The sequence below is a fragment of the Nocardia brasiliensis IFM 10847 genome (genome assembly GCF_000710915.1).
GTDB classification, from domain to species: Bacteria; Actinomycetota; Actinomycetes; order Mycobacteriales; family Mycobacteriaceae; genus Nocardia; species Nocardia brasiliensis_A.
Genome location: NZ_BAUA01000122.1, coordinates 17,376 through 28,929 on the forward strand (window position 1 = coordinate 17,376; position 11,554 = coordinate 28,929).

At 69.3% G+C, this 11,554-nt stretch carries 10 protein-coding genes; 5 read left to right on the forward strand and 5 right to left on the reverse strand.

Going from position 1 to position 11,554, the window contains the following annotated elements; genetic code table 11:
• Positions 1-23 precede the first annotated feature (23 nt).
• The 3 genes from NBRGI_RS26450 to NBRGI_RS26460 all read left to right on the forward strand — a co-directional run bounded on the left by NBRGI_RS26450 (position 24) and on the right by NBRGI_RS26460 (position 7,706).
• Entirely contained in the window at positions 24-5,753 is a 5,730-nt protein-coding gene (locus NBRGI_RS26450; RefSeq protein WP_029899918.1) for a TIR domain-containing protein, read from the forward strand.
• A gap of 77 nt (positions 5,754-5,830) precedes the next feature.
• Entirely contained in the window at positions 5,831-6,379 is a 549-nt protein-coding gene (locus NBRGI_RS26455; RefSeq protein ID WP_029899919.1) for a DUF4334 domain-containing protein, read from the forward strand.
• 97 nt (positions 6,380-6,476) lie between these two features.
• Positions 6,477-7,706 carry an FAD-dependent oxidoreductase gene (locus tag NBRGI_RS26460; RefSeq protein WP_029899920.1) on the forward strand — a complete coding sequence of 410 codons (1,230 nt, stop codon included), beginning with the start codon at positions 6,477-6,479 and terminating at the stop codon, positions 7,704-7,706.
• 108 nt (positions 7,707-7,814) lie between these two features.
• Here NBRGI_RS26460 and NBRGI_RS49960 read toward each other — a convergent pair whose 3' ends face one another.
• Positions 7,815-7,919: a hypothetical protein gene (locus NBRGI_RS49960; RefSeq protein ID WP_370627844.1), complete on the reverse strand. Its 105-nt coding sequence runs from the start codon at positions 7,917-7,919 to the stop codon at positions 7,815-7,817.
• 17 nt (positions 7,920-7,936) lie between these two features.
• On the opposite strand from NBRGI_RS49960, the gene NBRGI_RS26465 reads away from it, so the two are divergent.
• Entirely contained in the window at positions 7,937-8,320 is a 384-nt protein-coding gene (locus tag NBRGI_RS26465) for a hypothetical protein (RefSeq protein ID WP_200882224.1), read from the forward strand.
• A gap of 19 nt (positions 8,321-8,339) precedes the next feature.
• On the opposite strand, the gene NBRGI_RS44270 is transcribed toward NBRGI_RS26465, so the two are convergent.
• Together NBRGI_RS44270 and NBRGI_RS26475 are read right to left on the reverse strand one after the other, a co-directional pair.
• Complete coding sequence (locus tag NBRGI_RS44270) at positions 8,340-9,155, reverse strand: CPBP family intramembrane glutamic endopeptidase (RefSeq protein ID WP_036560907.1); 816 nt, start codon at positions 9,153-9,155, stop codon at positions 8,340-8,342.
• A 62-nt stretch (positions 9,156-9,217) separates the two neighbouring features.
• Positions 9,218-9,931, reverse strand: coding sequence for an HD domain-containing protein (locus NBRGI_RS26475; RefSeq protein WP_029899923.1), 714 nt, complete (start codon positions 9,929-9,931; stop codon positions 9,218-9,220).
• Positions 9,932-10,059: 128 nt separating this feature from the next.
• On the opposite strand from NBRGI_RS26475, the gene NBRGI_RS26480 reads away from it, so the two are divergent.
• Positions 10,060-10,746, forward strand: a complete 687-nt coding sequence (locus tag NBRGI_RS26480) for a hypothetical protein (protein WP_051728042.1) — start codon at positions 10,060-10,062, stop codon at positions 10,744-10,746.
• Positions 10,747-10,794: 48 nt separating this feature from the next.
• Here the strand turns inward: NBRGI_RS26480 and NBRGI_RS26485 are convergent, their stop codons facing one another.
• Together NBRGI_RS26485 and NBRGI_RS26490 are read right to left on the reverse strand one after the other, a co-directional pair.
• Positions 10,795-11,244, reverse strand: a complete 450-nt coding sequence (locus NBRGI_RS26485; RefSeq protein ID WP_029899925.1) for an SgcJ/EcaC family oxidoreductase — start codon at positions 11,242-11,244, stop codon at positions 10,795-10,797.
• 61 nt (positions 11,245-11,305) lie between these two features.
• Positions 11,306-11,554 (reverse strand): alpha-ketoglutarate-dependent dioxygenase AlkB (locus tag NBRGI_RS26490; RefSeq protein ID WP_029899926.1); only part of this gene is annotated, 249 nt, incomplete at its 5' end.

An 11,554-nucleotide genomic window follows, 5' to 3' on the forward strand; every position in this document is an offset into this window, starting at 1 on the left:
TTGGCCTGGGCCATACTGGGTGCGTGACACAGCAGGGTGGGCGACCGCGGGACGTATTCATCAGCTACTCTCCGGCGGACGAGCGGTGGGCCACCTGGCTGGCCTGGCAGTTGGAGAGCGCCGGTTATCGCACGCTGATCCAGGCCTGGGACTTCGTGCCGGGCACCAACTTCATCGACTTCATGGACCGCGGCGTGCGGGATTCGGCGGTCGTGCTGCTCGTGCTCTCCGACAACTATCTCCAATCCCGTTACGGCACAATGGAATGGCAGGCGGCGTTCCGGACCGATCCGGGCAAGTTGATGCCGGTCCGGATCGCCGACTGCCAGTTGGAGGGGCTGCTGGCCACCCTCACCTACATCGATCTGGTGCCCGTCTCGGCCGCGGACGAGGCGCGCCGCATCCTGCTGGAGCGGGTGCGGCACCTGCTCGCGGGCCGGGCGAAACCGGCGACCGCACCGGGCTTCCCGAACGAACTCGGGGTGACGCAACCGGACCGCTACGCCGACGAGGAAGAGTCGGGCCCGGTCGCCTCGCCGACGAGCCGGCGCACACCCGTTGCGGCCCCGGCTTTTCCGGGTGGCACGCCGCATGCCGAACCGCGAACCGGAGTCAGCGTGCTGCATGTCGCGGGCCCGCGCTTCGGCCGGGGCCTGCTCGCACCGGACGAACCGAGCACGGCGCGCGAACTCCAGGCCCGGATCTGGTCGAATGTCACCCAGTCGATCGATCGCGGTGTGCCGAAACCGGATCTGATCGTGGTGACCGGCGATCTCACCGAATCCGGCAAGCCGCGCGAGGTCGACGAGGCGCTGAGCTTCCTGACGGGTTTGCGCGTGCTGCTCGGCCTCGAGCCGGACCGGTTGGTCGTGGTGCCGGGCAACCACGACGTGTCCAAGATCGCGTGTCACGCCTATTTCCTGAATTGTGAAGCGCGCGACCGGAAACCGCAGCCGCCGTACTTCCCGAAGCTGGAGCAGTACGCGCGCCTGTTCAGCGAGCTGTACCAGGGCCTGGATCATCTGGTGTTCGATGTGGGTCAGCCGTGGACGCTGTTCCCGATCCCCGAATTGCGGCTGGTGGTCGCGGGTTTGAACTCCACCATGGCCGCGACCCATCTGCCCGACGACGATTACGGCCGGATCGGCGAACCGCAGGCCGCGTGGTTCGCCGAGCGGCTGCGGCCGTTCGAGGAGAACGGCTGGCTGCGGCTCGGCGTGGTCCGGCACGATCCGTTGCCGGGCACGGCGGCGTCGCCCCGCGATCCGGCGCTGCTGCGCGATGTCGACACGCTGTCGCGGCTGCTCGGCGGGCGGCTGAACCTGCTGCTGCACGGCCCGGGACCCGGTGGGCCGCATCTGGATCGACTGGACGGCAGGCTGCCGGTGATCCCCGCCGCCGCGCCGGGCCGGGACGAGATCATCCATCTGACCGCCGAGGGGCTGGCCCGCTACAGCGCGACCTCGGGGGATCCGGGCGCACCGACCGCTCGTCTGGAACTGCCCTGGACGAACGCCGTCGCGGCGCTCTCCCCGCATGCCCTGCCCGAACTGGCCGGTCCCGACGACCCGGTGGACACCGCGCCGGAGGCCCCCGCCGTGCTCGACCCGCACGGCCGCCTGCTCGAGCGGCTGGCCGAGGTGTGCGCAACCCGTTATCCGGACGCGAAGATCCGCCGCGTCGAGTCCGAACCGCCGCATCTGATCATCACCCATCAGCGTGACGAAGTGACCGCCCAGTGGCGGATCGGCGCGCATGTCGGCGATATGACCAGGCAGGTGATCGAGGACTTCCTCGGCCACGACCCGGAATACGGGTCCGAACTGGTGTATCGCGGTGCGCCACCGCCACGTTCGCTGCGCGACGAGGCTGCCAGCCACGGCCTGCGGGTGCGCAGTTTCACCGAGTTCCAGGGTCTGCTCGACCTGGACGACTACCTGGCCAAACAGGTGGAACGGTTGCGCACGGACCGCCGGTATCCGCCGGAGCTCTATGTGCCGCAACGGTTCCGGATGCTCGAGCACGGCGATCAGGTGATCCAGGACGACCTGGTGGCCGAGCTGCTGCGCTTGGTCGCCGCCGACCACGGCCGATTCGTGCTGGTGCTCGGCGATTTCGGGCGCGGCAAGACCTTCGCGCTGCACGAGGTGGCGCGCCGGATCACCGAGACCATGCCTGCGCTGATCCCGATCCTGATCGAACTGCGGCATCTGGACAAGACGCATTCGGTGGACGGACTGGTCGCCGCGCATCTGGCCAACCACGGCGAAGAGCGGATCGACCTGAAGGCGTTGCGCTACATGCTGCGTGAGGGCCGGGTGGTGCTGCTGTTCGACGGCTTCGACGAACTCGTGACCCGGATCAGCTACGAGTTCGCCACCGACCACCTGGAAACGTTGCTGCAAGCCGCGGTCGGCAAGGCGAAAATCATTGTGGCGAGCCGTACTCAGCACTTCGCCTCGCGCGCCCAGGTGCTGACCGCGCTGGGGGAGCGGGTGGGGCTGCTGCAGGATCGCCACATCCTGTCCGTCGAGGATTTCGCGCCCGCGCAGGTGCACGCCTTCCTCACCAACCGTTACGGCGGGGACGTGGCCCGCGCCGACGCCAGGATGCGGTTGATCACCGGCATCCAGGATCTGCTCGGTTTGGCGCAGAATCCGCGCATGCTCAGCTTCATCGCCGATCTGGACGAGCGACGCCTGCGGGCGGCCGCGGGCGCCCAGCAGACCGTGGGCGCGGCCGGGCTGTATCGAGAGATCCTCGAATCCTGGCTGGCCTACGAGACCGATCGCACGGCGAGCGCCGCGGGTTCCCTACCCGGATTGCGGCTGCACGAATTGTGGCTGGCGGTCACGGCATTCGCGCTGCGCATCTGGGAGACCGGTGAGCCGTACCTACGTCTGTCCGAATTGACCGAGGTCGCACAGAGTCTGGTGGAGATGACCGGCTCGAACCGGATGTCGGTGCAGCAGTCCGCGCACGCCATCGGTTCCGGCAGCCTGCTGGTGCGCACCGAGGACAACCTGTTCGGGTTCATCCACTCCTCGGTCACCGAGTGGCTGGTCGCCAACCACATCGCCGAGCAGTTCGCCGCGGGTGTGACCGCGCCGCCCCAACTTTCGCATGTGCCGCTCTCGCAGCTGTCCATCGACTTCCTCTGCGACCTCGCCGACGTCCGGGCCGCGCGCGGCTGGGCCGACGGTGTGCTCGACGACCCGGCCGCCGACGAGGTGGCCAAGACCAACGCGGTCCGGCTCACCACCCGGTTGCGCACCGCGCCCTCCGCGGATCTGCGCGGCGCGGTGCTGGCCGGTGAAGATCTGTCGTATCGCGATATGCAGCAGGTCGATCTGACCGACGCGGACCTGACCGGGGCGCGATTGGTCGGAGTGAATCTGGACCGGGCGGTCCTCCGCGGCGCCCGCCTTGTCGGCGCGCGGTTGGACGAGGCGAGCCTGGTCGGCGCGGACCTGACCGGCGCCGACTTCACCAGGGCACGGTTGGCCCGTACCGATCTGACCGGGTCCCGTGCGCCGGACAGTCGCTGGAATCGGGCCGCGCTGCTGGATGTGATCGGTACGCCCGCGGGAACCGATCTGCACGGTGCGGCCTGGGTGCCCGGGTCGGTTGCGCGGACCGAGTTCGCCCCCGCCTCGATCGGTGTGCGGCACGGCTTCCACGCTCGGCACGGCAGGTTGCCGAAACCGTTGGCCTACAGCCCCGATGGCGGCATGCTGGCCGTCGGCAGCGACGACGGCGGCGTGCTGATCTGCGACACCGAGACCGGCCTGCCGCTGCGCACGCTGCAGGGCCATCGGAATCGTTCGTTCGCGGTGGCGTTCACCGACACGGTGCTGATCAGCGGCGCCGCCGACGGCGCGGTCGGCATCTGGGACGCGGTCACCGGCGAGTCGCGCCGGATCCTGCACGGGCACAGCGAATGGCCGTGGCCGGTCGAGCTGAACCGCGCCGGCAATCTGCTCGCCACCGGCGACGCCCAGGGCATGCTGCGGCTCTGGTCGCTGCCCAGCGGCGACCTGCTGCACGAGTGTGCGCCCGAGGGCCGCCGGGAGCTGATCTACAGCTTGGCTTTTCACGACGGCGTGCTCGCCGCCGCGTATCGCGACGGGGTGGTCCGGCTCTGGGACGTCGAGACCGGCACGCAGCGTGGTGAATTCGTCGGCGAGACGGGCTCGGTCTTCCGGATCGCGTTCGACCCCGCCGGTGCCGTGCTCGCGGTCGGCGGCGCGAACGGCACCGTGGCGCTGTGGGATCCGGTGCGGTGCGAGTTGATTCGCGCGCTGCCCGGTCACGACGGCCGCGTCTACACGCTGGCTTTCCATCCGCGCCTGCCGCTGCTGGCCAGCGGCGATACCAACGGTGGACTACGCGTCTGGGACGTGGACGCGGGTGTGGCGAAATACGTTCCCACCGAGCACAATGCGGCGATCTACTGGCTCGCCTTCGATCCGGCGGGCGAGGTGCTCGCGTCCGGCGACAGCGCGGGCCTGCTCTGCCTGCGCGACAGCGTCACCGGCGAGTTGCGGCATCGGATCACCGCGCACGCCGGTTCCATCTGGCCGTTCGCGTTCCGGCCGGACGGCGCCCAACTCGCCGTCACCGACGACCAATTCACCACCCGGCTCTGGGATCCCGCGACCGGTGTGTGCCGGCATGTCCTCACCGGCCACGGCAGGCAGGTCAAATCGGTCACCTTCAACGCGGACGGCACGATCCTGGCGGCGGGCGGTAACGACGGCGTGGTCCGGCTGTGGGATCCGGTGACCGGCAGGCTCATCCGGCGGCTGGTCGGCAGCGAGGACCGGCTGCTCACCTTCGAGACCGCGCTGTTCAGCGGGAAGCAACCCCAGCAGCTCGGCGTGGTCGGCAACGACGGCAGGCTGAGCCTGCTGAATCTAGACACCGGAGATTTCCAGCGGCACATCAATATCGAGGCCGCGCCGGTGTGGGCGATCGCGTTCGATCCCACCGATCAGTACGTGGCCACGGCGAACGACGATGACACGGTGATCATCTGGACGCGGACCACCGGCGCGCTGCACATGGTGTGCGGTGAACATCGCGGCCGGGTGCGGTCGATCGCCTTCAACGCCGACGGTTCGCTGATGGCCACCGGGTGCGACGACTCCGTGGTGCGGCTGTGGGATGTCGACTCCGGCAGGCTGCTGCGCGAGCTGCACGGCCACGGTGATCGCGTGTATGCCGTTGCGTTCCAAGGGGATCGGCTCGCGAGCGTCTCCTGGGATACCACGGCGCGGATCTGGGATGTCGAGGCCGGGGTGAGCCTGCACGAGCTGACCCGGCACAGCGGACGGCTCTGGTCGGCGGCCGTCGACCCGCGCACCGGCCTGCTGGCCACCGCGGGCGACGATCTCGTGATCCGGTTGTGGGACATGGCGACCGGGCGGCATCTGCACACCATGGAGGGGCACAAGCGCCGAGTCTGGGCGCTGGCGTTCCATCCGTCGGGCAAGTTGCTGGCCAGCGGCGGCGACGACGGCAACGCGATGCTGTGGACGGTGCCGGGCGGTGACGCCGCGCCCGCTGTCCGGGCGGAACTGCTGGGGCTGCCGGAGGGGTGGGCCGCGCTCGCGCCCGACGGCCGGTACAAGTCCGAAGGCAATACCGCCGGACAGTTCTGGCAGGTGATCGGAATGTCGCGATTCGAGTCAGGGGAGTTGGACCCGTATCTGCCGGAGGTCGGGCGGTTGCCGTCGGACGCGCCGTTCTGAGCGCCGACCGGCGGGCGAGCCGTCGTGAGAGATAGATACAGTGATTCTTGCAATGTTGCCGTGTTGAGGAGAGACGGATGGCTGCGAACAATGGACCGGCGGTCGACCTGGCGGCGCTGCGGGGCCGCCGCGCCACCGCGGCACAGGCGTGGGAGCTGTTCGACCGGCTGCCCGCCGCGCCCGTCGCGGAGGTCACCGTCGGGCGCTGGCAAGGCGACGAGGTCGACACCGGACATCCGTTCGCCGGCGTGCTCGTCGCGTCGGGCTGGTACGGCAAGCAGTTCGACGACGCGGACACCGTGCATCCGCTGCTGTTCGCCACCGCCGATGGCACCGTCTTTCCCGTCGACCCGCGCCGGGTGCCGCTGGGACTGGCCGGGCGGGTGCCGGTCGGTCTGGTGCAGGCCGGCCAGCGCGCGCTCCCGCTGCTGCGACCGGCGTTGCGCACGAGCAAGCCCACCGCGCGGCTGCGCGATATCGAGTACCGCGGTGTGACCAGTGCCGCCATGATCTACGACCACCTGCCGATCATCGACCACTTCCGGCGGGTCGACGAGCGCACACTGCTCGGCGTGATGGACATGCGCGGGCTGGCCGAACCGTACTTCTTCGTCCTGTACCGGTAATCGGCCGGGCGACACCCGGATCCGTTCCGCCGCAGTCCGGTTCGTGCACGGATTAGCATGGAGGCATCCGCGCGGGCGACCTGGGGGGAGGCAGTCGATGGAACGCACGACCTGTCTGGTGGTCGGTGGTGGACCCGCCGGAATGGTGCTGGGATTGCTGCTGGCCCGGGCCGGTGTCGAAGTGACCGTGCTGGAGAAGCACAAGGATTTCCTGCGCGACTTTCGCGGCGACACCGTACATCCCACCACCCTCGACCTGCTGGACGAGCTGGGTCTCGGCGGCGAATTCGCGAAACTGCCCGCGCGCAAGCTCGAACAGGTCGCGCTGCCGACCGCGGGCGGGTTGCAGACGCTCGCCTCGTTGAAAAACCTGCCCGGCAAACACAAATACATCGCCATGGTGCCGCAGTGGGATCTGCTCGATCTGCTGGCCCGTGCCGCGGCACAGGAGCCGACCTTCACGCTGCGGATGAATACCGAAGCGACAGCACCGGTGTGGTCGGACGGCAAGGTCGTCGGTGTGGGTTATCGGACCACCGACGGCGCCACCGGGGAGATCCGCGCCGACCTCACCGTCGCCTGTGACGGGCGCTCCTCGGTGCTGCGTGCCGCCGCGGATCTGCCGGCGCGCAGCTGGCCCACACCGATGGACGTGTGGTGGTTCCGGTTGCCGCGCAACGACACCGACCCCGCGGGCGCCATCCCGATCGTCACCGCGCGCCGGGCCGCCGTGCTGCTGGACCGCGGCGACTACTGGCAGTGCGCCACCCTCATCGCCAAGGGCACCGACGCCGCCGCGCGGGGCGGCCCGGTCGACGAGATCATGCGGCAGATGGCGGATGCGGTGCCGTGGTTGCGCGATCGGGTGGACGTGCTCACCGGCTGGGACGAGGTGAAGCTGCTCGACGTGAAACTGGATCGGCTCACCACCTGGTACACCGAGGGACTGCTGTGCATCGGCGACGCGGCGCACGCCATGTCCCCGGTCGCGGGCGTCGGCATCAACCTCGCCGTGCAGGATGCGGTCGCTGCCGCGAGAATTCTTGCCGCGCCGCTGCTTTCGGGCACCGTTGGGGTGCGCGAGCTGGCCGAGGTGCAACGCCGCCGCAGCCTGCCGACCGCGGTGACCCAGGGCATCCAGCGCTTCCTGCACGCCCGCGCCATCCGCCCCGCCCTGTCCGGCAGCATCGATATCGCCGGCACGCCCACCGCCCCGCTGCCCGTGCGCATCTTCCGCCGCATCCCCATCGTGCGCAGCATCCCGCCTTTCCTGGTCGCCCGCGGTATCCGCCCCGAACACGCGCCCGCCTTCGCTCGCCGGCCCTGAGTAGGGCTGTGCGCCAGCCTGTCCCACGCCGTGTCGGGGGCGTGCCTGCGGGTCGGGCTCGCGCGCTCGGCCGAAGCTGCGGGGCGACGTTCATGCTCGGCCAGTGGTTCAGGGGCGCAGGATGATTCGGCCCAGCGGAATGCCGTCTTCCAGCAGTTGGTGCGCCTTGCTTGCCTGGTCCAGCGGGAGAACCGAGTCGACCGAGGGGTCGATGCCGCCTGCTGCACGAGATGGTGGCCGAGAGCGCGCTCACCCTGATGGACGCCATCGCCACCGGCCCGCCACCGCTCGGGCCGGGCGCGCCGGCGGCAGAGCGGCTGCTCGCGTACTTCGACGCGATGACCCGGCTGGTGATCGCGAACTCCGAGCTCATCGTGGCCTACCGCACGGTGCCGCCGCATCCGCGCACCGGTGAGTTCCATGCGTTCTGGGACAACCACATCACCACGCTGCTGCGCGCGGCCCGGCCCGATATCGACGCCGAAACGGTCGGGCGGCTACTGCTGGCGGCGATCGGCGGCGAACTGGTGCAGGCGATGATCCGGGCGGGCGAGACCGAGCGGCTGCTGGACGCGGTGCGCGAACTCGTCGAATCGGTGCTGCGCCGCGCCTGACTCCCGAAACATGCGTTGGTCAGAACATCGCGGCGAGCATGCCCACCGACGCATTGGTCACCCCGTGCACCACGAACAGCAACCACGGGTTCCGATACCGCGACCACAGGTAGCCGAAGAACAACCCCTCGGCGCCGAGTCGTGCGACCACGGTGGCCAAGTCGATGCCGAAACCGTTGCCGCCCTGGATCGCCACATGCCAACCGGCCCACAGCAGAGACGTCAGCAGGATGGCCGGCCAGCGCCCGTACCGGGCTTCCAGTCGTGTCTGCAACCAGATCCTGTAGAAGATTTCCTCCAGCACCGCGTTCAGCAAGAAGAGGAAAACGACGAGCGCGATCGGCGGCGGCGTGCCGGTGAAGCTCGGATGGAACACGGTGACCAGCACGAGGAAGGTCAGCACGGCGGGTGCGGGCCGCAGCCAGCGGCCTCGGGTGTCGATGCGGTACCACTCGCGCCAGGACACGAGCCGCAGCAGCAGGGGAACCGCAAGCAGCAGTGCGCATTTCAGTCCGAGGAACCACAGGTCGGCACCCCCCGACAGGTAGCAGCCGACCGCGAAAAGTGCGCCGAGCGCGTACAGCCACCAACCCTGGCGAGCGAGTACGCGCGTATCCAGGGCCGGGCCCTCGGCACGCTGCTTCGGCGGTACCAGCCGCGCCGCGGCGAGCGCGGCGCCGACCGTCACCCAGACGGTCCACAACGGCACTGTGTCGTCGCTGTCGGCGGAATAGCGCAGGGCGGTATGGCCGGTCACGATCAGCGTCAGCGGCGCGGCTAGAAACGCCGCCACACCCGCCACCAGCAGTACCTTGTCGATGCGCCGAGTGCCCATGACCGGCAACCCTGCCATCGACGGGCCGGTCTCCGCCTCCGCCGAACGGAGGATTCGACCGGTCAGTCCCGCGCGAGGATCGCGTCGAAGCGTTCGTCGGCGCTGTCGAGCTGATCGAGGATGTACTGCTTGACGTCGTCGGACAACGGGGTGTCGGCGCGGGTGACGAGATCGCGATACACCGCGGTGAGCGGGCGGTATTTGACGGCGAGCTTGTGCATCGCCGAACCCGTCGCGTAGAGGATGCCGACACCGTTGTCGGTGAAATCGGAGAGTTTGACGATGCGCGCCCACGGTGCGTCCGCCAGATTCGCCGCAACGTGCTCGCGGTATTGCACGTGCCGGTCGATCGACGGGTCCGGGGCGGGATTGGTGACGGCGGCGACGATATCGGCGACCCGGTCGCCGAATCGCTCGGCCAGGACGGTGAGCGCCGCGGCGGTCGGCGGGCCCGGTCGGTCGCCGGCGAGTTCGGCGGGATGGTCCTCGACCGCATCGTGGAGCAGGCCCGCGATCGCCAGCTCGCTGTCGCGGACCTTGTAGTGGCTGATGATCCGAATCGACACGCGCAGCAGATGATTCAGGTACGGCTCGCGGCCGTAGCGGTCGTCGCGGTGTAATTCGGCGGCCAATTCCAGCGCCGCAGTGAGCCGATCGGTGTCCGGTAGATCGGCGATTTCCAACAAGAAACGTTCGCGCAGTCCGGATTCGCCGTAGACCTCGCTGATCGTGTGCAGCGGCATCACGGCCAAAACTCCCGCCCCAGGATTGCTCATGCTGTCAATCTAACGGGGTCGCGTGCTTCTCGCCCGCGCGAAAATCCGTTGCCGCGTGCGTCGGGTCGTGGTGTCCTGAATATCGCGATTTCCGCTTCGCCACCAACCGTTTTCACGACACCTGGCATGTGCTCTCCGATTGGCGCGGCGCGCGGGTGCTCGCGCGACTGCTGTGGGGACTGGCCTATCAGCGCAGGCCCGGCACGCTGGTCGTGATCGATCCGGCGCACCTCGATCCCAACCCGTTCGACGGCGCGCCCTCGGATCCGATCGTGCTGGTGCCGTCGGAGCTGACCGTGCTCACCAAGGATGCCGCCACCGCGCTGCGGCGTCGGCTGCCGTGGCGCGATCGGTCCGAGGGGACCGTGCGCTGGCAGACGTTCGGCCTGGCGGGCGCGGTGGCCGCCGACGCCGCGTGGCGTGCGCTGAGCTGGGGCGAGCGGTCGTCGGACTACCACCCGCGGCCGAGCGGATGGCTGCGGGTCGACCGCATCGGCGGTCTGATCACGATCTTCGGCGCGCCCGACCAGTTGCGGGACATGGCCGAGCATCTCGCCACCCTGGGCACGTACGCCTACTGTGGCATGGACTACCACTACCTCGATGACGCCGACCGCAACGGCGAGGTCCAGATCTTCCGCCAGTACCGCAACCAGGTCGCCGCCGCCCGGCGCGCCCGCACCGACCTGCTGGGCCCCGCGCACCGCGGCCCGATCACCGAGGAAACCGAACGCGCCCTCTGGTCCCACGCCGCCGCGTACCGCCGCAGCCGGCTCCCACGCCTCGGCGACCCGCACCCCGAGACAACTGCCTGATCAGTTCCTGGGTGTCCAGGTGAGTTCGCCGCTGCCCGGCCGGCTCGGCTAATCGGGTTGCGGGATGAGGGTGTTCTGCCGGGCGGCGGTCCACCAGCGGCCGTTCTCCTTGACCAGCACGTAGAGCGCGATCATCGCGGGGTCGGTGTCGATCAGTTCGCCGGTGGCGGTCCTCGCGCGGGCGACCTTGTGGGCGAGGGCGACGTCCGGGCGCAGGAACGTGATGTCGGTGACCTCGTAGCGGACGTACTGGTCCCGCAGGAAACCGGTCAGGCCTGCGCGATTCGCGGCCAGCAGGTCGGCGCGACCGGTCAGCAACGCGCCCATCGCGTTGACCACCATGGCATTCGCCGCGAAGTCGGCGGTCATCAACTCGGCGTCGTTGGTGTTGTAGGCGGTCTCCACAGAGGCGACGATCTGCTCGATGGCGGCGATGTCGGCGCTGTGGTCGGTACCCGTGTCGCCGAGGACCGGCGGCGCAAAAGTCTTCGCGTTCATGGGAATCAGCTTCCAACCTGAACACAGGTTCAGGTCAAACGCGTGTCGTACGGCTTACACGTCAGCGCACGCCGCGCGGACGGAACTGGATGCTGATCCGCGGACCGGCGGAACGCCGGGTTTTGGGGACGGCGTGTTCCCAGGTGCGCTGGCAGGAGCCGCCCATCACGAGCAGATCGCCGTGACCCACCTGATAGCGCAGACTTTCGCCGCCGCCACGGGGGCGCAGCAGCAGCGCGCGGGGCGCGCCGACGGAGACGATCGCGACCATGGTGTCGTGGGTGGCGCCGCGGCCGAAAGTATCGCCGTG

Bases quoted from the DNA above. Each gene is read 5' to 3' on its own strand.
- NBRGI_RS44270 (WP_036560907.1), bottom strand. From the start codon at position 9,155: ATGGGCACTCGGCGCATCGACAAGGTACTGCTGGTGGCGGGTGTGGCG.
- NBRGI_RS26455 (WP_029899919.1), top strand. From the start codon at position 5,831: ATGGCTGCGAACAATGGACCGGCGGTCGACCTGGCGGCGCTGCGGGGC.
- NBRGI_RS26485 (WP_029899925.1), bottom strand. From the start codon at position 11,244: ATGAACGCGAAGACTTTTGCGCCGCCGGTCCTCGGCGACACGGGTACC.
- NBRGI_RS26475 (WP_029899923.1), bottom strand. From the start codon at position 9,931: ATGAGCAATCCTGGGGCGGGAGTTTTGGCCGTGATGCCGCTGCACACG.
- NBRGI_RS26465 (WP_200882224.1), top strand. From the start codon at position 7,937: ATGGTGGCCGAGAGCGCGCTCACCCTGATGGACGCCATCGCCACCGGC.
- NBRGI_RS26460 (WP_029899920.1), top strand. From the start codon at position 6,477: ATGGAACGCACGACCTGTCTGGTGGTCGGTGGTGGACCCGCCGGAATG.